We start from the raw sequence: 23731 nt of genomic DNA, 5'->3' as shown, positions 1-23731 counted from the left end.
GCCTAGACCGAGCAGTGCAGCTCCACAAAGGGGTTGGCCAGCTGCGGCAGGTAGGGCTCGGCAAAGAAGACGTGTCCCTCCCCGGGCAGGGTCGTGGGCGGTAGGTCCGGGTCGGTGGACACGCTGACCGCGTCCTTGGTGAAGGTCACGATCATGGGCACCACCTCCTGTTCCGCCTCGCTGCACAGGCTCTCCCGGTTCTCCGGGATATGGCAATGGGTGTGCCCGTCCGGGTGCACCACGGTCAGCTTGGTCAGGGTGGTGATCACCCGGCAGACCTTCCCTTCCTCGTCGAACACCAGCGAATTGGCGTCCCCGTTCACGCCCACGGCGTCCGGGTCGTACGCGGTCATCTCGCCCGCCCGGGTGGGCACGGAGGTGGGCTTGGCCGGTTCCAGGGAACGGACCTTGCCGTCGCGGGTGAAGCTGACCCCGATGCGCGCCTCGATGGGCCCGGCCGGGGTGGGCACGGACAGGGTCTCGCCCGGCCACAGGGTCAGGCTGCGTAGGCTGCGGTCGTCGTAGAAGCTGACGCTCATGGCCTTGACCCGGATGGGGCCGATGGGCGTGGTCAGGGTGAGCGGCTTGGCCAACGCGGCCTCGTCGTCCTGGCTCCAGTAGCCGGACAGCTTGCCGTTCAACGGAAAGATGCGGTTGATGGTCCCGTTTTCGTGGAAGGAGATCAGCTCGGCCGGGATGTCGCCCGCCGGGGTGGCGATGACCGTCTGGATCTCCAGGGGCACGGACTTGAGCCCGCCCGAGTCGTGGTACTCCACGGGCAGAATCTCCCGTTTGCGCAAATCGTCGGACGTGTGCTGGGGAATCAACTCACCGTACTGCGTGGATATGGTCTGCATGATAACCTCTCCTGGAGTCTTGGAAGGCGGGGCGGCGCCGGGAGCGGCAGCCGTCCGGAATCCGTGAGGGTGCGGGGCGTCCGGCCAGGCCGTGGCGTCCGATGAAAAGCAATGTCGCGTAGCTGATGATCAGCAGGGCCAGGGAGAGCAGGCCCGCCTGGCCGTATTCCAGGGACTCGGTGTGCTCGAAGATGGCGATGGAGGCGACCTTGGTCTCGCCCGGTATGGACCCGCCGAGCATCAACGCCACGCCGAACTCGCCCACGGTGTGCGCGAAGATCAGCGCGGCCGAGGCCGTGAGCCCGCCCATGGCGTTAGGCAGGATGACGTGGTAAAAGGCCTGGACGTGGGTCATGCCCGAGCAGCGGGCCGCCTCGACGATGCCCGGATCGATCTTCTCGAAGGCCGCGCGCATGGGCAGCACCCCGAAGGGCAGGCTATAGATCAGGGAGCCGACAACGAGCCCGGAAAAGGAGAAGGGCAGGGGGAAGCCGAACAGCGACTCCCAGGCCGCGCCCAGGGGCGCGCTGGGGCTCATGATCATGAGCAGGCCGAAGCCCAGCACCGTGGGCGGCAGGACCATGGGCAGGTTGCAGGCCGCCTCCACGTACCGCTTGCCCGGCATGCACGACACGGCCAGCCAGTAGGCCAGGGGCATGCACAGGCAGAGCAGCAGGGGCGTGACCGCCAGGGCCAGCTTGCCGGTTATGGTCAGCGCCGTGAAGTCCATGCCGCTTCTAGGGGGTGACGGTTGTCACGAACACGGACGCCGCTAGGGCCGGAGCCGCAGCCGGGGGCGTGGCCGTGGAGGCGGTGCCGGACAGGACGCAGAGCCACAGGCAGACGTACAGAAGCTTCTTGAACACGGGACCTCCTAGTTCTTGACGAGTTTCGAGAGTTCGCTGCGGGTCAGGGGGCGTTCCAGCTCCCAGGCCAGTTTTCTTACTTCATCGACAAGGGCCGGGAGGCCCTGTTCCGGAAGATCGAGGCCGTTGTCCGCAAGGGCGCTGGCGACCGCCGCTCGCCCACTTTTTCCGCCAATCGCGACCATCCGGTCCGCGCCGATGCGGCCGGGATCGAAGGGCTCGAAAAGCTCAGGCGACTTGCTGAGGGCGTGCGCGTGAAGGCCGGACTCGCAAGCGAAAATGTCCTTGCCCGCGATCGCCTTGGTTCGGGGAATCGGCACCCCGGCAGCTTGAGAAACGAAATGGCAGAGGCCGCGAAGGTCTTCAATCTTGTATGCATGGCTTTTCTCCTTGAGTGTCAGGTAGGCGGCCAGTTCCTCGGTGGCCGCGATGCCGGACCGTTCGCCGATGCCGAGCAGGCTGACGTCGGCGTAGTCCGCGCCGCAGGAAAGGGCGGTGACCGCGTTGCCCGTGGCCATGCCGAAGTCGTCGTGGCAGTGCACGGCCAGGTCGATGTCCAGTTCCTTCTTGAAGGTTGCGACCAGCGCCGTGGTCGCGGGCGGGGTCAGCAGCCCCAGGGAGTCGGACAGGCGCACGCGGGACGCGCCCACGTCCTGCGCCAGTCCGGCCGCCTTGAGGGCGAAGTCCAGGTCGGCCCTGGAGACATCCTCCAGGCCGACGGACACGTATTCCAAGCCCAGGAGCCCGGCCGCGAGAACGGTTCGGGCCAGGCGTTCCAGCAGCCCCTCGCGGTCGGTCCCGAGTCGGTTTTCGATGTGCAGATCGGACACGGGCACGCCGATGTTGATGCGGTCGACCCCAAGACCGGCGGCCTTGCGGATGTCCGCGTCGCGGCAGGGAGACCACACGGACAGGGCGGTGCGGCCGCGCCGCTTGCCTATCCTCCGTATGAGCTCGTCCAGTCCTTCCTGTCCCACCCAGCCCAACTCGATCTCGTCCACTCCTATACTCAGGAGGCCGGACACGATTCTCTCCCGCGCCTCCATGGAGAAGTAGGCCCCGAAGAGCTGTGCGCCTTCTCTGAGTGTGGTGTCGATCAGCATGTGGTTTGTCCTCTTCTTATTGTTGCGGGTGATGCTGCCTCTCCATGAGCAGGAAGGATGCCAATTCTAAAAATGAATCTAACATGTTGATATTATAATACTAAATAATTTACGAAAAAGAGAGTGATTTGCCTACGTTTTTGTAGGTTGCAACACTTGTGTCTGCGTGTTTGGTGTGAACCTACACTTTTTGTAGGAGGCTACACCGCTGTAGGAATCTTGGTTTTTCCTTTTATTGCAGGTTGTTAACACTGTGTAGGTGATTTGGCACGGCGTTTGCCTTAAGGGCTTCATCGACGCAAACAAACCCATGGAGGAGAAATCATGAGGAAAGTAGCAATTTACGGAAAGGGCGGAATCGGAAAGTCCACCACCACGCAGAACACTGTCGCCGGTCTGGCCGAGATGGGCCGCAAGGTCATGGTCGTCGGTTGCGACCCCAAGGCCGACTCCACCCGTCTGCTGCTCGGCGGCCTGGCGCAGAAGTCCGTGCTCGACACCCTTCGCGAAGAAGGCGAGGACGTGGAACTCGAGGATATCCGCAAGCCCGGCTTCGGCGGCACCTGGTGTGTCGAGTCCGGCGGCCCGGAACCGGGTGTCGGCTGTGCCGGTCGCGGCATCATCACTTCCATCAACATGCTCGAGTCGCTCGGCGCCTACGAGGAGTCCGAGGGTCTGGACTACGCCTTCTACGACGTCCTCGGCGACGTTGTCTGCGGCGGATTCGCCATGCCCATCCGCGACGGCAAGGCCCAGGAGATCTACATCGTCTGCTCCGGCGAGATGATGGCCATGTACGCGGCCAACAACATCTGCAAGGGCATCATGAAGTACGCGGAATCCGGCGGCGTCCGTCTGGGCGGCCTGATCTGCAACTCCCGCAACACCGACCGCGAGGCCGACCTGATCACCGAGCTGGCCGCCAAGCTGGGCACCCAGATGATCTACTTCGTGCCCCGCGACAACGACGTCCAGCGCGCCGAGATCAACCGCAAGACCGTCATCGAATGGGACGGCACCGTGCCCCAGGCCAACGAGTACCGAGGTCTGGCCAAGGCCATCGACGAGAACGAGATGTTCACCATCCCGACCCCGCTCGAGATCGAAGACCTGGAACAGCTACTCATGGACTACGGCATCATGGAAGCCGCCTAGTTCTCCCCTCACATTTCGCCCGGTCGGCGGCCCCGGCAGGCGCGGAATTCGAAAGGATTCCGTGCCTACAGGGGACAACCAGCCCGAAAACAGGGCGGATGTGGAAAATGAAAACAATCAAAGTCCTTTAATAACGAAGAGATAGGAGAGAGCAAAAATGATGATCATGGTACGAGCAATTGTGCGGCCCGAGAAAGCGGATACCGTCCTGGCCGCTCTGATGGACAACGGCTTTCCCGCCGTCACCAAATATTCCGTGGCCGGTCGCGGCAAGCAGCGCGGCATCAAGATCGGCGAGGTCACCTACGACGAAATTCCCAAGACCATGCTCATGTGCGTCGTCAACGCGGCTGACAAGCAGTTCGTGATCAACACGATCATGGACGCCGCCCGCTCCGGCACCAAGGGCGCGTTCGGCGACGGCAAGATATTCGTCTCCGACGTCGAGGACGTCTACACCATCAGCTCCGGCGTGAACGAGACCGCCGCAGCCAGCGAGGAGGCCGCGTAATGAAGGAAGTCATCGCAGTCGTGCGCATGAACATGATGAACCAGACCAAGGCCGCCCTGAGCGAAGCCGGCGTGGACGCCTTCTTCGCCCACGCAGCGGAAGGCCGGGGCAAGGGGTTCGTCAATTCGGCCGTCGTCGAGGGCGCCGAGAGCGGCTACGAAGAGGCCGCCGCGGTGCTGGGCGAGAAGGGCAAGCTCTATCCCAAGCGCATGGTAACGGTCGTGGTCCCCGACGACATGGTGGAAGACGTCGTCGAAGCCGTCATGGCCGCCAACAAGACCGGCAAACCGGGCGACGGCAAGATCTTTGTCCTGCCCGTGGGGGACGCGGTACGCGTCAGAACCGCCGAAACCGGTGCAAAGGCCATAGCCTAGCCGAGATCAAGGAGTATTGAGAATGGCCAAGACCAAGAAAGTGGTGCAGCTCATGCCCGCCGACATCAAGGAAGAACTTCTCAAGAAGTACCCTCCCAAGGTCGCCCGCAAGCGCGCCAAGCAGATAATGATCAACGAGGCCACGGAAGCCGAGGCGCCGCCCGAGATCCTGGCGAACGTCCGCACCATTCCGGGCATCATCACCATGCGCGGTTGCACCTACGCGGGTTGCAAGGGCGTTATCATGGGCCCGACCCGCGACATCCTGAACATCACCCACGGCCCCATCGGCTGCGGATTCTACTCCTGGCTGACCCGCCGCAACCAGACCGATGCGAGCAAGGACGGCGTGAACTACATGCCCTACTGTTTCTCCACGGACATGCAGGACCAGGACATCATCTTCGGCGGTGAGAAGAAGCTCGCCGCCGCCATCCAGGAAGCCTACGACATCTTCCATCCCAAGGGCATCTGCGTCTTCGCCACCTGCCCGGTGGGCCTGATCGGCGACGATATCCACGCCGTGTCCAGGAAGATGAAGGAGAAGTTCGGCGACTGCAACGTCTTCGCCTTCTCCTGCGAGGGCTACAAGGGCGTTTCCCAGTCCGCCGGGCACCACATCGCCAACAACCAGGTCTTCACCAACCTGGTCGGCGAGAACGAGGAGCCCAAGGAAGGCAAGTACAAGATCAACCTGCTCGGCGAGTACAACATCGGCGGCGACGGTTTCGAGATCGACCGCATCCTCAAGAAGTGCGGGATCACCAACATCTCGACCTTCTCCGGCAACTCGACCTACGACCAGTTCGCGTCCGCCCAGCACGCCGACCTCGACTGCGTCATGTGCCACCGGTCCATCAACTACGTGGCCGACATGCTCGAGACCAAGTACGGCATCCCCTGGATCAAGGTGAACTTCATCGGCGCCGAGTCCACGGCCAAGTCCCTGCGCAAGATAGCCGAGTACTTCGGCGACAAGGAGCTCATCGACCGCGTCGAGGAGGTCATCGCCGAGGAAATGCCCGATGTGAAGGCCGTGGCCGCCGACGTGCGCACCCGCACCGAAGGCAAGACCGCCATGCTGTTCGTCGGCGGTTCCCGCGCCCATCACTACCAGGACCTCTTCGCCGAGATGGGCATGAAGACCCTGTCCGCCGGTTACGAGTTCGCCCACCGCGACGACTACGAAGGCCGTCAGGTCATCCCCGAACTCAAGCCCGACGCCGACTCCCGCAACATCGAGGAGATCACGGTCGAGGCCGACGAAAAGCTCTACAACCCGCGCAAGACGCCCGACGAAATCAAGGCCCTGGAAGACGCCGGTTACGAGTTCAAGCACTACGAGGGGTTGAACGAGCAGATGGACAAGGGCACCCTCGTCATCGACGACCTGAACCAGTACGAGGCCGACAAGCTGGTCGAACTGCTCAAGCCCGACATCTTCTGCGCGGGCATCAAGGAGAAGTTCTCCATCCAGAAGCTCGGCGTGCCCATGAAGCAGCTGCACAGCTACGACTCCGGCGGACCGTATGCCGGGTTCAAGGGCGCCATCAACTTCTACAAGGAAATTGATCGGCTCGTGTCCTCCAAGGTGTGGTCCTACATGAAGGCCCCCTGGCAGGAATCCCCCGAACTGACCGCGACCTTTGTTTGGGAATAGGAGAATACAATGGCTTTACTGAAACATACACCCGTTGAGATCAAGGAGCGCAAGGCGCTCACCATCAACCCGGCCAAGACGTGCCAGCCCATCGGCGCCATGTACGCCGCGCTCGGCATCCACGGCTGCCTGCCGCACTCCCACGGCTCCCAGGGTTGCTGCGCCTACCACCGCTCGACCTTGACCCGGCACTACAAGGAGCCCATCTCCGCCGCGACCTCGTCCTTCACCGAAGGGGCGAGCGTGTTCGGCGGCCATGCGAACCTGGTCCAGGCCATCGACAACATCTTCACGGTCTACGACCCCGAAGTGATCGCCGTGCACACCACCTGCCTGTCCGAGACCATCGGGGACGACCTGAACCAGATCTTCGACAAGGCCCAGAAGAGCGGCAAGGTGCCCGAGGGCAAGACCTGCATCGGCGCGCCCACCCCGAGCTACGTCGGCTCCCACGTGACCGGCTTCTCCAACATGGTCAAGGCCATGGCCCAACTGGCCGAGCCCTCCGGGAAGAAGACCCACAAGGTCAACGTCATCCCCGGCTGGGTCGAGCCCGCCGACATGGCCGAGATCAAGCGGTTGTGCGCCATGGTCGGCGTGGACGTCACCCTGTTTCCGGACACCGACGGCGTGCTCAACGCCCCGCTGACCGGCGAGTACAAGATGTTCCCCGACGGCGGCGTGACCATCGACGAGCTCAAGAAGACCGGCGACGCGCTCGGCACCCTGGCCCTGGGCGAGTGGTGCTCGGCCGACGCCGCCCGCTGGCTCGACGCCAAGTGCAAGGTCCCGTGCACCGTGCTGGACATGCCGTTCGGCCTGGCCGCCACCGACCGCTTCATCGACGTGCTGCGCACCGTTGCCGGCGTCTCGGTCCCCGACTCCGTAGCCTTCGAGCGCGGCCAGCTCGTGGACATGATCTCCGACATGCACCAGTACCTCTACGGCAAGCGCGTGGCCATCTGGGGCGACCCGGACCAGCTCATCTCCATGTGCGAGTTCCTGGTCTCCCTCGACATGCAGCCCGTCTACGTGGTCACCGGCACCCCGGGCAAGGCGTTCGAGCGCCGCATCAAGGCCATCTGCGCCGACCAGCCCTTCGAGGTCAAGGTCAAGGCCAAGGGCGACATGTTCCTCATGCACCAGTGGATCAAGAACGAGCCGGTCGACCTGCTCATCGGCAACACCTACGGCAAGTACATCTCGCGCGACGAGGACATCCCGCTGCTGCGCTGGGGCTTCCCCATCCTGGACCGCCAGGGGCATCAGTACTTCCCGACAGTCGGCTACAAGGGCGGACTCAGGCTTCTCGAGAAGATTCTGGGACTGCTGATGGATCGTAAGGACCGCGACGATCCTGAGACGACGTTCGAACTCGTCCTGTAGCGTTCATACCCGGTCCGGGGCGGAGTCCTTCCCCCTCCGCCCCGGACCAAACACTCAACCCAAGAAGGCCGTCATGTCCCCCAATGCTGACCGTTCCGCCCATCCCTGTTTCGGCATGACCGCACGCAAGACCGTGGGCCGCCTGCACCTGCCCGTGGCCCCGCGCGCCAACGCCCGCGTCCGCTTCGCGGGCGGCAACGGCACCAAGCCCGCCATGATGCCCGAGGAGGCCGTGACCTGGCTCGACCACGTCATGGAGCAGGGCAAGCCCGTCTCCGTGGTGGGCATCACCGGGCCCGGCGACCCGCTGACCTCCCCGGAACTGACCCTGCGCACCCTGCGCCTGGTCCGGGAGAAGTACCCCGATCTTTCCCTCTGCCTGACCACTCTGGGCATGAACGGCGCCGAGTACGCCGAGGAGCTGGCCGAGATCGGCCTGTCCCACATCACCGTGCTCGTGGACGCCGTGGACCCCGAGGTGGCGGAGAACATCTACGCCTGGATCCGGCCCGCCAAGCGGACCCTGCCGCTCAAGGAGGCCGCCGAGCTGCTGGTCACGGATCAGGCCCGGTCCGTGTCCGCCTTCAAGAAGGCCGGGCTGACCGTCAAGATCAACACCACCGTGTACCCCCGGCTACAACGCGGGCCACGTCGAGAAGATCGCCTCCGTCATGTCCGGACTCGGCGCGGACATCATGGCCGTGGTCCCGTTTCACCCCGAGGAGGGCGTGGAGGACGCGCCCCAGGCCACGGACATGGAGCTGTTGTCCGAGATCCGCGAACGCGCCGGACGGCACATCGAGCTCATGCCCACATTCACCGAGTGCGGCGAGAACATGGTCGGCCTGGACTCCCCGGACAAGCCCGGGGCCCCGGTCACGGTCCTGCCCAAGCCCACCAAGGAGCGGCCCAACGTGGCCGTGGTCAGCTCCACCGGCATGGATATCGACCTGCACCTGGGCCACGCCGTCAAGGCCATGATCTACGGCCCGCGCGGCGACGGCCTGGCCTGCCTGCTGGGCGTGCGCGACCTGCCCGAGCCCGGTTCCGGCAACCGGCGCTGGGAGAACCTGGCCGACACGCTGGCCGACTGCTTCGTCCTGCTGACCGCGTCGGCCGGCGAGAACCCGAGACAAATTTTGAGCCGCAAGGGTCTGTCCGTCCTGATCACGGACGGCGAGATCGAGGGAACCGTGGATGTGCTCTACGGGGGCGGTAAGAAAGGCAAGAAGAACAGGAAGTAACAAGAAGGAGAGTAAAGGAAATGGCGATTCCCGAGAGAATGATCATCTGTTGTCAGTCCTTCCGTGCGGCCGGAGACCCCAAAGGCATCTGCCACAAGCAGACCGACGGATTCCTGCAGTACGTGGAGGAGGAAATTTTGGATCGCGGCCTGGACGCCCTGGTGGTCGGCTCCACCTGCCTGAAGCAGTGCGAATCCGGTCCCGTCATGGTCATCCAGCCTGAGAACTGGTGGTTCAAGGGCGTGGATTCCGAGGAAGCGATCGACGCTATTCTGGACGGCCTGGAAGACGGCGAACCCGCCGAAGAATACCTGGCGTCCTAAGGAATCGAGAGTCCCATGCCTGAAGCCGTCGTCATCCGCCCCGCAACCCGCACGGACCTTCCCGGTCTCGTGTCCCTGCTCGGCCCGGTCTCCTCTCTCCTTGAGGGGCCGGCCGCGAGGGACGGGCAACGGCGCGATCCGGAACTGATGCTGAAAAACGGTCGGGGACGCATCCTGATCGCGAGCGTGGCCGACGGGACTGTGGTCGGCATGTGCTCGGGACGGCTGACGATCCAAGTGGCTGAAGGCGGTCCCGCCGTCCTCATCGAAGATGTGGTTGTCCGTGAGGACTGGCGGGGCCAGGGCCTCGGCGAATTGCTGATTCACCGGCTCACCGAGTGGGCCAGGGCCGACAGCGCGGGGAGGCTCATGCTCCTCGCAGACCCGGACGCGGCCCCGGCTCCCGGATTGGAAAACAACGCCCAACGTCCGGGCAACCGACTGTAATCTATCGATATAGGGGAAGTATAATGAGTACGACCAGTTCGACCATACTCGAGGAAAGACAGGACCAGATCCATCGGACCGGCGAAGGCGCCATCGACATCGCCTGCAACCGCGAGTCCCTGGCGGGCGCCGTCAGCCAGCGCGCCTGCGTGTTCTGCGGTTCCCGCGTGGTCCTGTATCCCATAGCCGACGCCCTGCACCTGGTGCACGGCCCCATCGGCTGCGCGGTCTACACCTGGGACATCCGCGGCTCGCTGTCCAGCGGCCCGGAGCTCCACCGGCTGTCCTTTTCCACGGACCTGCAGGAGACCGACGTGATCTTCGGCGGCGAGAAAAAGCTTGAAGCCGCCCTGGACGAACTCATCGACCGGCATTCCCCCAAGGCCGCCTTCGTCTACTCCACCTGTATCGTGGGGCTCATCGGCGACGACCTGGAGGCGGTCTGCCGCAAGATGACCGAGAAGAAGGGCATCCCCGTGCTCCCGGTCATGTCCGAAGGGTTCAAGGGCAACAAGCGGGCCGGGTATTTGGCCGCGTGCAAGGCCATGTTCCGGCTCATCGGCCAGGGCGACACGTCCGACATCTCGCCTGTTTCCATCAATATTTTCGGCGACTTCAACCTTGCCGGCGAAATTTGGATCATCCGCGAGTACTTCGAGAAGATGGGTGTCCAGGTGGTCGCCAACGTGACCGGCGACGGCCGCGTGGCCGACATCGGCCGCTGCCACGGCGCGGCCCTGAACCTGGTCCAGTGTTCCGGGGCCACCATGGACCTGGCCAAGATGATGGAGGAGGAGTTCGGCACCCCGTACCAGCGCGTCTCCTACCTCGGCATCGAGGACATGGCCGACTCCCTGTACAAGGTGGCCGACTTCTTCAAGGACAAGGACCCCGGCATCGTGGAACGGACCCAGGCCCTGGTCCGCGACGAGTTGAACAAGCTCATGCCCGAGCTGGCCCGCTACCGCAAGGACCTGGAGGGCAAGCGCGTGGCCATGTACGTGGGCGGCTCCTTCAAGGCGTTCTCCCTGGTCAAGGCCTTCCGCCATCTGGGCATGAAGGTCGTCATGGTCGGCTCCCAGACCGGCACCAAGGAGGACTACGCCGAGTTGGCCGAGATCACCGATCCCGGCACGGTCATCATCGACGACGCCAACCCGCTCGAGCTGTCCCACTTCATCAAGGAGAAGGACGTGGACGTGTTCGTGGGCGGGGTCAAGGAGCGGCCCATCGCCTACAAGCTGGGCGTGGGTTTCTGCGACCACAACCACGAGCGCAAGGAGGCCCTGGAAGGGTTCGCGGGCATGCTCAACTTCGCCCGCGAGATCCACGCCTCGGCCATGTCCCCGGTCTGGCGGTTCGCCCCGAGGCGCGCCAACCGTATCAAGGAAGCCCGGAAGGAGGCCGTCAATGAGTAAGGTCAAGACCGCAAGGCCCAATTTCGTTTCCACGACCAACGCCTGCAAGCTGTGCACGCCGCTCGGGGCCTCCATGGCCTTCCGGGGCGTGGAGGGGGCCATTCCCTTCCTGCACGGCTCCCAGGGATGCGCCACCTACATGCGCCGCTACATCATCTCGCACTTCCGCGAACCCGTGGACATAGCCTCCTCGGCCCTGGGCGAGAAGAACGCCATCTACGGCGGCGGCCCGAACCTGAAGAAGGGCATCCTCAACGTTATGAAGAAGTACGAGCCGCAGCTGATCGGGGTGGCCACCACCTGCCTGACCGAGACCATCGGCGACGACGTGCCCATGTACTTCAATGAATTCTTCAAGGAGTTCGGCGACCTCGACCTGCCCGAACTGGTCCGGGTCTCGACCCCCAGCTACAACGGCACGCACATGGACGGCTGGCACGGCGCGGTCCGCTCCCTGGTGGAGCAGCTCTGCCTGGAAAAGGCGGACGGCGACGGCCGGGTGAACATCCTGCCCAGCCTGTTCTCCTGCGAGGATGTCCGCCACCTGCGCGACATCTGCGACCACTTCGGGATCAAGGCGACCATCCTGCCCGACATTTCCGAGTCCCTGGATGGCCCGGCGCTCGAGGACTACGTCAAGATCCCCGAGGGCGGCACGCCGATCAGCGAGATCAAGACCATGAGCGCGGCGGCCGGGACCATCGAGTTCGGCCGCTGCCTGCCTCCCAAGACCGGCGGCACCAGCCTGGAGGAGCGTTTCGGCGTGGCCAACCACCGCATCGGCCTGCCCATGGGGCTGCGCGAGTCCGACCGCTTCTTCGAGACCCTGGAAACGATCTCCGGCAAGCCCATGCCCCGGCGCTACGAACTGGAGCGCGGCCGGTTGGTGGACGCCTACGTGGACGGCCACAAGTACATCTTCGGCAAGCGCGCTGTGGTCTACGGCGAGGAGGACCTGGTCGTCGGCCTGTGCGCCTTCCTGTCCGAGATCGGCGTGGACGTGGTCCTGGCCGGAACCGGCGCGCGCGGCAAGGGGCTTGAGGAGGCCATCGCCAAGGTCACCGACGGCGTGGCCCGCATGGCCCCCGAGGTCCGCGAGGGCGTGGATTTCCACGACATCGCGGCCGAGGCCGGAGAGCTCGCCCCGGACCTGCTGGTGGGGCACTCCAAGGGCTACCGCTACGCCAAGGCGTGGGACGTGCCCTGGTGCGCGTGGGCTTCCCCATCCACGACCGGTTCGGCGGCCAGCGCACCCTGACGCTCGGCTACAAGGGCACCCAGACCCTGTTCGACCGCGTGGTCAACGCGGTCATCGAGAAGAAACAGGCCGATTCACCCATCGGCTACGGATATATTTAACCCGGAACGAAACTCCAACGCGGCAGAGCCAGAACCGACAAGCAGCCCGGCCCCCGTCCCCGGCCGCCGGACAACCACAGGAGAACCGATATGTCCAAGGATACCACCAAGCACCCCTGTTTCAACAAGAAGAGCGCCGGGAGCTGCGGCCGCGTACATCTGCCCGTGGCCCCCAAGTGCAACATCCAGTGCAACTACTGCAACCGCAAGTACGACTGTGTGAACGAGTCCCGCCCCGGCGTGACCTCCGGCGTGCTCAAGCCGTTCCAGGCCGCTGAATACATGGACAAGGTCCTCGAAAAGGAACCGCGCATCACCGTGGCGGGCATCGCCGGTCCCGGCGATCCCTTCGCCAACCCCGGCGAGACCCTGGAGACCATGCGCCTGCTGAACGAGCGCCATCCCGAGCTGCTCTTTTGTCTGTCCTCCAACGGCATGAGCATCCTGCCGTACCTGGACGACATCGCCGAACTCGGCGTGTCCCACGTGACCATCACCATTTCGGCCGTGGACCCGGCCATCGGGGCCAAGATCTACGCCTGGGTCAAGGACGGCAACGTGGTCTACCGGGGCGAGAAGGGCGCCGAGATCCTCCTGGACCGCCAGCTCAAGGCCATCAAGGGCCTCAAGGAGCGCGGCATCACGGTCAAGATCAACTCCATCGTCATCCCCGGCGTCAACGACCACCACATCGTCGAGGTCGCCAAGGTCTGTGCTTCGCTGGGCGCGGACATCCAGAACATGATTCCGCTCAAACCCACGGCCGATACCCCGTTCGCCGGGATTCCCGAGCCGGGCCGCGAGACCGTCCTGCCCCTGCGCAAGGAGGCCGAGCCGTTCATCGAGCAGATGACCCACTGCAAGCGCTGCCGCGCCGACGCGGTCGGCCTGCTCAGCGACGACCAGTCCGTGGCCCTGTGCGGCACGCTCCAGGCCTGCTCCAAGCTCAAGCCCCTGGAGGCGACCATGGCGCGCCCGTTCGTGGCCGTGGCCACCCGCGAGGGGCTGCTGGTCAACCAGCACCTGGGCGAGGCCAAGTCCTTCCAGATCTGGGGCGAGTCCGAGACCGGCGGCTACCGCCTGATCGAGGAGCGCCAGGCCCCGCAGGCCGGTTGCGGCCCCAAGCGCTGGTCCGAGCTGGCCGCCGTCCTCAAGGATTGCCGCGCGGTGCTCTGCGCCGCCGTGGGCGAGACCCCGCGCATGCTCCTCGAGGAGCACGACATCAAATCCTATACCGTGGACGGCTTCATCGAGGACGCCCTGCGCTTCGTCTTCGAGGGCGGCGACATCAACGCCCTCAAGGTCCGCCGGGCGGGCATAGGCTCGGGCTGCGCCGGGGGCGGCGCGGGCTGCGGCTAACCCGCCGGGACAACGGTCTTTCCGGGCTTCGGCCCGCAACCAGAAGGAACCCATGGAGGAACGCATGAACAAGGCGACATTGGAGAAAGTTTTCGAATACGCGTCCAAACCGGTGCAGGGGACCATGTCCCGCAAGCTGCGCAAGGACGTCAAGATCCAGGTCAACGAGGGCGAGGTCTACGAGGGGGCCACCCTGTTCCTGGGCGAGGAGTTCGTCCGCGTGACCTGCGTCAAGGACGGCATGAACATCAACACCTACTACGATTGGGAAAAGATCGCCTCGGTGCGTACCCTGGGCACGGTCGAATAGCGGCCCCCGTCCCGTCGAATAAACAAGGCCCCGCCGATCACGGCGGGGCCTTGTTCTTGTGCGTTCGTCGGCGCTTCAGTAGAAACGCCAGGTTCCGGGCGCCTCGCGGTAGAACTCGTCCATTTCCTCGCTGATGCCGATGCGGACTTCATCGTCCACCACGACGCGGGTCACGTTCCTGTTCGGGTCGAGGCCGACGTCCAGGGCTATCTGTTCCAGGTAGTGCTGGACCCGGTTCGCCTCTTCGCGGAGCGCCTCGTCGGTCTCCAGACGGTTTTTGTCGAATCGCGCTGCGGTAACATAGGTCTTGGCAGCCTCCTTTCCGGCCCTTGGCCGGACGATGTCAACTCCCAAATACATAAGGCCTCCCGGCGCAAAGGCAACAGGAAGCCGCTGTTTCAAACGGCGGACACCCCCCGCCGGGCCGTCCGGCGAGGGGTGTCTTGCGTGGGGTGGAGGTGTGTATGCCGAAATTCTAGGTCTGGCCTTCCTTGATGCGCCGCAGCTTGGCCCTGCCCTCGGCGATCATGGATTCGAGGCCGTACTTCTTGACCCGGTAGCCCATCTGGCGGGCGGACAAGCCCAGCGCCTCGGCGGCCTTGTACTGGACCCAGCCGTTGCGCTCCAGGGCGGCCATGACCTCGTTGCGCTCGAACTCCTTGAGCGAGGTGTGGCGCGGCGCGTCCTCGGACATGGGGATGGCCTCCTGGACCGTGGCGGACTGTCCGGGCGCGAGGTAGGACTTAAGAAATTCCAGGCTGATGCGGTCCTCCTCGGACATGATCACCAGCCGTTCGATGAGGTTCTGCATCTCGCGCACGTTGCCGGGCCAGTCGTAGCGGATCAGGGCGTCCAGGGCCGTGGAGGTCAGGTGGATGCTCCGGCCGTAGTCGCTGGCCATCTTGTGCAGGAAATGGTTGAGCAGGCCGGTGATGTCCTCCTTGCGCTCGCGCAGGGCGGGCACGCGGATGGGGAAGACGTTCAGCCGGTAGTAGAGGTCCAAGCGGAATCGCCCGCGCTCCACCAGGTGGCCCAGGTCGCGGTTGGTGGCGGCCAGGATGCGCACGTCGATGGTCCGGGTGCGGTTGGAGCCGAGCCGTTCCAGCTCCTTGTCCTGGAGCACGCGCAGCAGCTTGGCCTGCAAGCCCATGGGCAGCTCGCCGATCTCGTCCAGGAAGATGGTCCCGGTGTCCGCCTCCTCGAACCGGCCGGGCCGGGTGCCCGTGGCCCCGGTGAAGGCCCCTTTCTCGTGGCCGAAGAGCTCCGACTCCAGGAGGTTGCACGGGATGGAGGCGCAGTTGACCTTGATGAACGGGTTGCCCTTGCGCTCGGACAGCTCGTGGATGATCCGGGCGATGAGCGTCTTGCCCACGCCGGATTCGCCGAGCAGCAGGACCGTGGCCCGGGTGGGCGAGACCTTCTCCATCTGGCGCTGCACCTCGACCATGGCCGAGCTCTGGCCGACGATATACGGGCCCTTGGAATTTTTGGAAATCTGGTACTTGAGCGAGGTGTTCTCGCGCTTGAGCGCGGCCTCGCGGGCCATGATCTTCTCGTTCAGGCTGAGGAACTGGCCGATGAGCGTGGCCACCACCTTGAGGAAGTCCACGTCCTCCTCGAAGCTGATCTCGTCCTCGAACAGGCGGTCCACGTTGAGCACGCCGATGGGGTCGCCGTGCAGGATGATCGGCACGCCGATGAACGAGATCATGCCGCGCTTGACCCGGCGCGACCCGGTCTTGTCGAGGAAGAGCGGCTCCTTGTCGATGTCCGGCACGTAGTACGGCTCGCCGGTCTGGAAGATGCGTCCGGTGACGCCCTCGTCGAGCTTGTAGACGCCGCGCCGCTTCTCCTCGATGGTCAGGCCGTAGGAGGCGTTGATGGACAGCTGCCCCGTCTCGGGGTCGAAGAGGGTGACCGTGGCCCGCTGCATGGACAGCTGCTCGGAAAGAATCTTCAGCACGCCGTCCAGTGCCGACTGCAGGTCTATGGCCTGGTCGATGACTTGGCAGATGGACTGCAGGGCCGACAGTTTCAATCCTGGGACATTCGCGAGCATGGCGAGTGATAAGCAAGCACGATGCCATGCGCGGAATGTGGCGCGGTGCTTGGCTTTGCGGGCCGCCGCCACATACGAAAAAGGAGAATTAATTTAACAAATATGTAATTCAAAGACGCAGGATGTACATATCTGCAATATTGCGCGGTCCCTCAGTGTCGCCTGCGTGGGCGGCGGTCTCCGGCGGGCCGCCCCTGTCCGGGCCCCTTGCCGTGCCGTCCCTTGCCCCCGCGCCCCTTGCCGCCCGGCGCGCGGCCGGTGTCCGGCATGAGGATGGCGTGTTGGCGCAGCCGCTCCGCGTCAGTCTTGGCCACGAAGATGGGCTTGCCCTGCATGTCGCACTCCGCGTGGAACATGGCCGCGGCCGCCGTGCCGGGCAGGGGGATGAAGCACTGGACCTGCTCGGGTTTCCAGCCGCGCGCGTCGAGCCAGTCGTGCAGGGCGCGCATGTCCTCCTCGGTGCAGCCCGGAAAGGCGGACATGAGGTACGGGATGACGTACTGCTTCTTCCCGGCCTTCTTCGACTCCTTGTCGAACAGGTCCAGGAAGGTCTCGAAGGTCTCGAAGCCGGGCTTGCGCATGAGCTTGAGCACGTGGTCCACTTGGTGCTCGGGCGCGACCTTGGCCTGGCCGCCCACGAACTCGCGGATCATGGTGGTCAGGGCCTGCATGTCGGTCACGGCCAGGTCGATGCGCCAGCCCGAGGCCACGCGCACGTGGTCCACGGAGTTGACGTCGGACACGGCCCGCAGCAGGGAGACGAAGTCGCGCTGGGCCACGCGGTAGTGCTTGCAGATGCGCGGGGTCAGGCAGCTGGGCCGCTCGCAGGCCGACTGGTCGGAGGCGCAGTGCGCGCCCCACATGTTGGCGCTCGGGCCGCCCACGTCCGAGATGGACCCGGTCCACCCCTTGACCTCGGTGATGGCCCGGACCTCGCCCAGAATGGATTTTTTGCTGCGCGAGCGGATGGTCCTTCCCTGGTGCAGGGCGAGCGTGCAGAACGAGCAGCCGCCCGAGCAGCCCCGGTGGGTAGTCACGCTGGTCCGGATCATGTCCGCGGCCGGGATGCGCTCCCTGTAAGCCGGATGGGGCAGCCGGGTGAAGGGCAGCCCGGCCAGTTCGTCCAGCCCGGCCGTGTCGAGCAGGGGGCCGGGCGGGGCGACCAGGACCATCCGGCCGCCGGTCTCCTGCACGGCCCAGGCCTTGTTCTGGTGGACCTGTTTCTCAAGCAGCTTGGTGGCCTCGATGAGCTGTTTCGGATCGTCCAGGATCGCTTCGTGGGAGGGCAAGTCGATGACCTCGGCGTCGGCCGGGATGTCGTCCCGGGTTCCGGCCACGGCCAGGCCGGGCAGCCCGGCCAGCTGGGGGCGCAGGGCGCGCAGGTCCACCTCGCCGGTCTCGTCCAGGATGGTCGCTATGGTCTGCGCCAGGGTGACGATGGAGTTCTCGGCCATGCCGTAGGTGATGGCCGTGGCCTTGGAGTCGAGCAGCACGGACTTGCGCACCGAGTCGGACCAGAAATCGTAGTGGGAGATGCGCCGCAGCGACGCCTCGATGCCGCCCAGGATCACGGGCAGGCCGGGGAACGCCCGCTGCACCGCGTTGGTGTAGGCGATGCATGCCCGGTTGGGCCGCGCGCCCGCCTTGCCCCCCGGCGTGTAGGCGTCGTCCGAGCGCTTCTTGCGGAAGGCCGTGTAGTGGCCCAGCATGGAGTCGAGCGACCCGGCGGTGACGCCCGCGAACAGCCTGGGGCGGCCCAGGCGCAGGATGTCGTCGGGCCTGTCCCAGTCGGGCTGGGCGCAGATGCCGGTGCGGAAGCCGTGGCGGATCAGCCAGCGGCCGAGCAGGGGCGCGCCGAAGGACGGATGGTCCACGTAGGCGTCGCCCGAGACCAGGAGAATATCCAGCTCATCCCAGCCGAGGGCGTCCATCTCCTCGCGGGACATGGGCAGGACCTTGGGCTGGCGGAGGGGGTGCGTGTGTTCTTTGCGTGACATCCGTCCATGATGAACCACGCGCCCGCCCAGGTCCACCAATTTTCCGCGTCCGCCCCATGCCGCCGCCCGTTGTCCGGCCCGCCTTCGGCCCTGTACAGGCCCGGGGGATACGGGTACTATGTTCAGACCGGAGGATTTGCTCATGAAAGCCATGCTGCTGAAGGAATACGGCGGGGAATATCCCTTTGCCGAACACGACGTGCCCATGCCCGAACCCGGGCCGGGCGAAGTCCTGGTCCGCGTGGCCGGGACCAGCTTCAACCCCATAGACAACAAGATCGCCACCCTGGGCCCGGCCCTGGCCTTTGCGCCCGAACTGCCCGCCCTGCTGGGCATGGACATGTCCGGCGTGGTCGAGGCGGTCGGGCCCGGTGCGGCCCGCTTCAAGGTCGGTGACCGGATCTTCGGCTGTCCGGGCGGGGTAAAGGGGCTGCCCGGCACCCTGGCCGAATACGTGGCTGTGGACGAGCGGCTGCTGGGCCGCGCGCCGGATACCATGGACCTCGTGGACGCGGGGGCCGTGCCCCTGGTGGCCGTCACAGCCTGGCTCGGCCTGTTCGACAAGGCGGGGCTGGCCTCGGGCGAGCGGCTGCTGGTCCACGGCGGGGCCGGGGGCGTGGGCCACATGGCCGTGCAGCTCGGGGTCCACGCCGGGGCCGAGGTCTTCGCCACGGTCTCGTCCCCGGACAAGGCGGCCGTGGTCGAGGCTCTGGGCGGCACGCCCATCGACTACACGGCCATGGACGTGGACGCGTACGTCGCCGAATACACCGGCGGTAAGGGGTTTGACGCGGTCTTCGACACCGTGGGCGGTCCGGTCCTGGACGATTCCTTCAAGGCGGCCCGCATCGGCGGCCGGGTGGTCTCCACCAACACCCGCTCCAGCCACGACCTGGGCCCGCTGCACGCCAAGAGCCTGTCCCTGCACGTGGTCTTCATGCTCCTGCCCCTGGTCACGGGTGAGGGCCGGGAGCGGCACGGCGAGATCCTGGACCGCGTGGCCGGACTGATCGACGCGGACGAGCTGGCCGTGCTTCTGGACGAGCGCCGTTTCGGCTTCCGCGACATCGCCTCGGCCCACCGCTATTGGGAAGAGGGACAGGCCATGGGCAAGATCGGGATTTCGGTTCAAAGTTGAACCGCCGGGCCGCCGAATATCGCGGAGCCGGTATTTCCTCCCGGACGTAATTTGAACTGTGCGGGATACAAGGAAGAATCTAATTGAAACTTGACAAAATACGTCTCAAGATAAAGATTATGTCACTATAACTGTAAGAATTGGACGGCGGCCCTGTTGAGCGGTCGCCGCGAGCGAAACCAATCCTCATCCAAGTGAAATTTATGCCTGCCGAGAAAAAGCCAGCGTCACCAGCAGTCTCGAAGCCCGCACAGACCCCTGCCAACGGGGCCGAAGCCACGCCCAGCCGGGCCGGAACCGGGCCCGCCTCGGGCGTGTCCCGTCCCGTACCGGACAAGGCCGGCGACGGAAAGGCCGCAGCCGGATCCACGCGGCTGGACACCGGCCCCATGCCGGGCAACGCCGCCAAGCCTGCCGGACCGGCCGCTTCGGGCGCGGCCGACGCGCGGGGTGCTTCGGGGAGCCAACCCGCCCAGGCCGATTCCGCCCCGGCGGGGCAGGGCGCGCAGCAGGGCAAGCCGCAGCAGGCCCAGCCCCAACCGGGCCAGTCCACACCCGAACAGCCGCAGGCCGGGCAGCCCCAACCGGCCCAGCCCGGTCAGCCCGCCAAGGGGCAGATGCCTCCGGGCATGGCCGGAATGCCCGGCATGCCGGGCCAGCAGAAACCCATCCGGGTGGAGACCGACGAGCGGCTGACCCCCAAGGACATCGATTTCCAGCCGCCCCTGGTCATCTGCCTGTCGATCATCAGCCGCCTGCTCGGCAAGCCGGTCTCCTCGGCCACGCTCAAGGCGGGCATCCCCCAGCAGGAGGGCGTCATCACCGCCGCCTCCATCGTCCGGTCGGCCGAGCGCATCGGCATCAAGGCCAAGACCGTGTACCGCGAAAAGCTCCAGGACATCACCAAGCTGGTCATGCCCTGCATCCTGCTGCTGCGCGGCGGCAACGCCTGCGTGCTCCTGGACTTCGCCGGCACCACGGCCCGGGTCATCGTGCCGGGCCACGGCATGGACGAGACCGAGATTCCCGTGGCCACCCTCAACGAGGAGTACACCGGCTACGCCATCTTCTGCCACCGCACGTCCAAGCTGGACAAGCGGGCCAGCGAGCTCAAGCTGCTCAAGACCAAGCGCTGGTTCTGGGGGGTCATCGCCAAGTTCTGGCCCATCTACAAGCACGTCATCGGCGCCTCGATCATGACCAACGTAATCATCATCGCCTCGCCGCTGTTCGTCATGAACGTGTACGACCGGGTCATTCCGAACAACGCCACCGAGACCCTCTGGGCCCTGGCCATCGGCATCGGCATCGCCTACCTGTTCGACTTCCTGCTCAAGAACCTGCGCTCCTATTTCGTGGACGTGGCCGGGCGCAACGCCGACGTGCTCATCGGCTCCAGGATCATGAACCACCTGACCTCGGCGCGGCTGGACTACATGCCGGAGTCGGCGGGGGCGGTGGCCAACAACATCCGCGAGTTCGAGTCCCTGCGCGAGTTCTTCGGCTCGTCGTCGCTGGTGGCGCTCATCGACCTGCCGTTCCTGCTCCTGTTCATCTGCGTTATCTATTACATCGGCGGGCCCATCGCCTATCCGATCTTCGTGGCCGTGCCCCTGGTCATTCTGGTGGGCGTGTTCATGCAGATTCCCTTCCAGCGGATCATCGAGAACCACTACAAGGAATCGACCCAGAAATACGCGCTCCTGTTCGAGGTCGTGCAGGGGCTGGAGACCATCAAGACCAGCATGGCCGAGGGCCGCATCCAGGCGCGCTGGGAGAACGTGGTCGGCCTGTCCGCCCACTCCAACAGCCGCGCCAAGATCTTCGCCAACGTGTCCATCACCTTCTCGGTCTTCGTCACCCAGATGGTCTCCGTGGCCGTGGTCATCACCGGCGTGTATCTCATCTCCAAGGGCGAGCTGACCGTGGGCGGACTGATCGCCTGCAACATCCTGTCCGGCCGGTCCATGGCCCCGCTGTCGGCCGTGGCCGGGCTGCTCTCCCGCTTCCAGCAGTCCCGCATGGCCCTGAACGCCCTGGACATGCTCATGGAGATGCCGTCCGAGCGGCCCGACGACAAGGAGACCTTCCACTACGGCGCCATCGAGCCGTCCGTGACCTTGACCGACGTGTCCTTCAGCTATCCCGGCACGGACAAGGCCGTGCTCCACGAAGTCAACCTCAAGCTCAAGCCGGGCGAGAAGGTCGGCATCGTGGGCCGCACCGGCGCGGGCAAGACCACGCTGGGCAAGCTCTGCGTGGGCCTCTACCAGCCGGTGGAGGGCTCGGTGCAGGTGGGCGACATCGACCTGCGGCAGATGGACGTGGCCGACCTGCGCCGCAAGGTGGGCTACATCTCCCAGGACAGCCTGCTCTTCTACGGCACGCTCAAGGACAACATCGCCTTCGGCCTGCCCGAGGCGGACGACCAGTCCATCAACGCGGCGGCCGAGATAGCCGGGGTCAACGACTTTGTGCGCGACCACCCGGCGGGCTTCGGCATGATGGTCGGCGAGCGGGGCACCTCCCTGTCCGGCGGCCAGCGCCAGGCCGTGACCATCGCCCGGGCCATCCTGCCCGACCCGGAAATCCTGATCATGGACGAGCCGTCGAGCAACATGGACAACCAGTCGGAATTCCGCCTCAAGGAGCGGCTCAAGGACTATATCGAGGACAAGACGCTCATCGTCATCACCCACCGCCACTCCATGCTCGATCTCGTGGACCGGTTGGTGATCATGGACCGGGGCAGGATCGTCGTGGACGGGCCCAAGAAGGCCGTGCTGGACGGACTGCGGTCGGGTCAAATCAAGGTTTCCCTGTGAGGACGCAATGAGCAAGAAATTCGATAGAGAGACGCTGCTGTTCATGAGCGAGGTGGACCAGGCCATGTACGGCAAGGGCCACAAGCTCGCCTACATCATGTCCACGTCCATCCTGCTGCTGCTGATCATCTTCATCCTGTGGGCCAACTGGGCCATGCTCGACGAGCGCACGCGCGGCTTCGGCCGGGTCATCCCGTCCCAGCGCATCCAGGAGATCCAGAACCTGGAGGGCGGCATCATGAACGAGCTGTTCGTTCAGGAAGGCCAGACCGTGGAAAAGGGCGACATCCTCTGTCGCCTGTCCAACGAGCAGGCCGCCAGCTACTATCGCGACGCCCAGAGCAAGGCCCTGGAGCACCAGGCTGCCATCGCCCGGCTCACGGCCGAGGCCAACGGCGATGACGAACCGGACTTTCCGGCCGGCGTGGTCGAAAAGGCCCCGCAACTGGTCGAGGACCAGCGGCGCATCTTCATGGCCCAGCGCAACAAGCTGAACATCGACATCGGCCTGCTCGAGGACCAGTACCAGCAGCGCCAGCAGGAAGTGAACGAGATGGTCGCGAGGCGCAACCAGCTGCGCCAGAGCCTGGATGTGGCCGAGAAGCAGCGCAACATCGCCAAGCCCCTGGTGGAGAAGCACATCCATTCCGAGCTCGACTACCTGCGCCTGGAACAGACCGTGGTCCAGCTGCACGGCGACATGCAGGCCCTGACCCTGGGCATCCCCCGCGTGCAGCGGGCGGCCAAGGAGGCCAAGGGGCGCATCGACCAGGCCAAGGCCGAGTACCGCGCCAACGCCCTGGAAGAGATCAACGCCCGCAGGCAGGAGCTCAACTCCATCCTGGAGAACCTGAGTTCCGGCGGCGACCGCGTGACCCGCACCGACGTCCGTTCGCCGGTCAGGGGCATCGTCAAGCACATCATGGTCAACACCATCGGCGGCGTCATCCGGCCCGGCGAGTCCATCATGGAGGTCGTGCCCCTGGACGACACCCTGCTGGTCGAGGCCGAGGTCAAGCCCTCGGACATTGCCTTCCTGCACCCCGGCCAGAAGGCCAAGGTCAAGATCACGGCCTACGACTTCTCCATCTACGGCGGCCTGGACGGCACCGTGGAGAACATCTCGGCCGACACCATCGAGGACGAGAAGGGCGAGAGCCACTACCTGGTCAAGGTCCGCACCAAGGAGAACGCCATCACTTACCGGGGCCAGCAGCTGCCCATCATTCCGGGCATGACCGCGAGCGTGGACATCCTGACCGGCCGTAAGTCGGTCCTGGCCTACCTGCTCAAGCCGCTGCTCAAGGCCAAGCAGAACGCGCTGCGGGAACGATGAGGCG

Annotated in this window: 21 protein-coding genes and 2 pseudogenes; 16 read left to right on the top strand and 7 right to left on the bottom strand. The window is 65.2% G+C overall.

All coding sequences use genetic code 11. The features are described from left to right. Positions 1-2: 2 nt before the first annotated feature. The 4 genes from ACR42D_RS14160 to ACR42D_RS14145 are packed head-to-tail and all read right to left on the bottom strand — an operon-like array spanning position 3 to position 2826. Positions 3-857: a hypothetical protein gene (locus ACR42D_RS14160; protein WP_484567436.1), complete on the bottom strand. Its 855-nt coding sequence runs from the start codon at positions 855-857 to the stop codon at positions 3-5. Next, positions 829-1587, bottom strand: a complete 759-nt coding sequence (gene modB / locus ACR42D_RS14155; protein WP_484567435.1) for a molybdate ABC transporter permease subunit — start codon at positions 1585-1587, stop codon at positions 829-831. The genes ACR42D_RS14160 and modB overlap by 29 nt, the downstream gene beginning before the upstream one ends. Positions 1588-1594: 7 nt before the next feature. After that, positions 1595-1723 carry a hypothetical protein gene (locus ACR42D_RS14150; RefSeq protein ID WP_484567434.1) on the bottom strand — a complete coding sequence of 43 codons (129 nt, stop codon included), beginning with the start codon at positions 1721-1723 and terminating at the stop codon, positions 1595-1597. Between the two features lie 8 nt (positions 1724-1731). Continuing rightward, complete coding sequence (locus tag ACR42D_RS14145) at positions 1732-2826, bottom strand: LeuA family protein (RefSeq protein ID WP_484567433.1); 1095 nt, start codon at positions 2824-2826, stop codon at positions 1732-1734. A 324-nt stretch (positions 2827-3150) separates the two neighbouring features. Here ACR42D_RS14145 and nifH point away from each other — a divergent pair, with 324 nt between their 5' ends. The 13 genes and pseudogenes from nifH (at position 3151) to ACR42D_RS14080 (ending at position 14372) form a co-directional block, all read left to right on the top strand. Continuing rightward, entirely contained in the window at positions 3151-3981 is an 831-nt protein-coding gene (nifH, locus tag ACR42D_RS14140; protein ID WP_484567432.1) for a nitrogenase iron protein, read from the top strand. Between the two features lie 157 nt (positions 3982-4138). Beyond that, complete coding sequence (locus ACR42D_RS14135; protein ID WP_484567431.1) at positions 4139-4492, top strand: P-II family nitrogen regulator; 354 nt, start codon at positions 4139-4141, stop codon at positions 4490-4492. Beyond that, entirely contained in the window at positions 4492-4866 is a 375-nt protein-coding gene (locus tag ACR42D_RS14130) for a P-II family nitrogen regulator (protein ID WP_484567430.1), read from the top strand. Before ACR42D_RS14135 ends, ACR42D_RS14130 begins: the two co-directional genes overlap by 1 nt. A gap of 22 nt (positions 4867-4888) precedes the next feature. Beyond that, a complete protein-coding gene (nifD, locus tag ACR42D_RS14125; protein ID WP_484567429.1) occupies positions 4889-6526 on the top strand; it encodes a nitrogenase molybdenum-iron protein alpha chain in 1638 nt (545 codons plus the stop codon). Positions 6527-6535: 9 nt separating this feature from the next. Next, positions 6536-7912: a nitrogenase molybdenum-iron protein subunit beta gene (gene nifK / locus ACR42D_RS14120; RefSeq protein ID WP_484567428.1), complete on the top strand. Its 1377-nt coding sequence runs from the start codon at positions 6536-6538 to the stop codon at positions 7910-7912. 73 nt (positions 7913-7985) lie between these two features. Next, a pseudogene (locus ACR42D_RS14115) lies at positions 7986-8483 on the top strand (radical SAM protein); the annotation flags it as partial. A gap of 100 nt (positions 8484-8583) precedes the next feature. Next, positions 8584-9156: a NifB/NifX family molybdenum-iron cluster-binding protein gene (locus ACR42D_RS14110; protein WP_484567427.1), complete on the top strand. Its 573-nt coding sequence runs from the start codon at positions 8584-8586 to the stop codon at positions 9154-9156. A gap of 20 nt (positions 9157-9176) precedes the next feature. Beyond that, positions 9177-9479: a (2Fe-2S) ferredoxin domain-containing protein gene (locus tag ACR42D_RS14105; RefSeq protein ID WP_484567426.1), complete on the top strand. Its 303-nt coding sequence runs from the start codon at positions 9177-9179 to the stop codon at positions 9477-9479. 15 nt (positions 9480-9494) lie between these two features. Next, the gene (locus ACR42D_RS14100; RefSeq protein ID WP_484567425.1) at positions 9495-9926 is read left to right on the top strand and encodes an N-acetyltransferase family protein; all 432 of its coding nucleotides are present in this window, start codon (positions 9495-9497) and stop codon (positions 9924-9926) included. A 23-nt stretch (positions 9927-9949) separates the two neighbouring features. Further along, positions 9950-11344 carry a nitrogenase iron-molybdenum cofactor biosynthesis protein NifE gene (nifE, locus tag ACR42D_RS14095; protein ID WP_484567424.1) on the top strand — a complete coding sequence of 465 codons (1395 nt, stop codon included), beginning with the start codon at positions 9950-9952 and terminating at the stop codon, positions 11342-11344. Then, a pseudogene (locus tag ACR42D_RS14090) lies at positions 11337-12703 on the top strand (nitrogenase component 1). The gene nifE and the pseudogene ACR42D_RS14090 overlap by 8 nt, the downstream one beginning before the upstream one ends. Before the next feature lie 90 nt (positions 12704-12793). Beyond that, a complete protein-coding gene (locus ACR42D_RS14085; RefSeq protein ID WP_484567423.1) occupies positions 12794-14062 on the top strand; it encodes a radical SAM protein in 1269 nt (422 codons plus the stop codon). A gap of 64 nt (positions 14063-14126) precedes the next feature. Beyond that, a complete protein-coding gene (locus ACR42D_RS14080) occupies positions 14127-14372 on the top strand; it encodes a hypothetical protein (protein ID WP_484567422.1) in 246 nt (81 codons plus the stop codon). A 75-nt stretch (positions 14373-14447) separates the two neighbouring features. Here the strand turns inward: ACR42D_RS14080 and ACR42D_RS14075 are convergent, their stop codons facing one another. The 3 genes from ACR42D_RS14075 to ACR42D_RS14065 form a co-directional block, all read right to left on the bottom strand. Next, complete coding sequence (locus ACR42D_RS14075) at positions 14448-14732, bottom strand: hypothetical protein (RefSeq protein WP_484567421.1); 285 nt, start codon at positions 14730-14732, stop codon at positions 14448-14450. Between the two features lie 115 nt (positions 14733-14847). Further along, positions 14848-16431 carry a sigma 54-interacting transcriptional regulator gene (locus ACR42D_RS14070; RefSeq protein ID WP_484567420.1) on the bottom strand — a complete coding sequence of 528 codons (1584 nt, stop codon included), beginning with the start codon at positions 16429-16431 and terminating at the stop codon, positions 14848-14850. Positions 16432-16583: 152 nt separating this feature from the next. Next, on the bottom strand, positions 16584-18428 hold the full coding sequence (locus tag ACR42D_RS14065) for a YgiQ family radical SAM protein (RefSeq protein ID WP_484567419.1): 1845 nt from the start codon (positions 18426-18428) through the stop codon (positions 16584-16586). 142 nt (positions 18429-18570) lie between these two features. Here ACR42D_RS14065 and ACR42D_RS14060 point away from each other — a divergent pair, with 142 nt between their 5' ends. The 3 genes from ACR42D_RS14060 (at position 18571) to ACR42D_RS14050 (ending at position 23727) form a co-directional block, all read left to right on the top strand. Continuing rightward, entirely contained in the window at positions 18571-19566 is a 996-nt protein-coding gene (locus ACR42D_RS14060; protein ID WP_484567418.1) for a zinc-dependent alcohol dehydrogenase family protein, read from the top strand. 617 nt (positions 19567-20183) lie between these two features. Next, a complete protein-coding gene (locus ACR42D_RS14055) occupies positions 20184-22391 on the top strand; it encodes a type I secretion system permease/ATPase (RefSeq protein ID WP_484568468.1) in 2208 nt (735 codons plus the stop codon). Between the two features lie 7 nt (positions 22392-22398). Further along, positions 22399-23727 carry an HlyD family type I secretion periplasmic adaptor subunit gene (locus ACR42D_RS14050; RefSeq protein WP_484567417.1) on the top strand — a complete coding sequence of 443 codons (1329 nt, stop codon included), beginning with the start codon at positions 22399-22401 and terminating at the stop codon, positions 23725-23727. Positions 23728-23731 lie beyond the last annotated feature (4 nt).

Source organism: Pseudodesulfovibrio sp. lm2024 (assembly GCF_051175575.1).
GTDB lineage: Bacteria > Desulfobacterota > Desulfovibrionia > Desulfovibrionales > Desulfovibrionaceae > Pseudodesulfovibrio > Pseudodesulfovibrio caledoniensis.
This window is presented reverse-complemented; position numbering and strand designations above follow the sequence as displayed.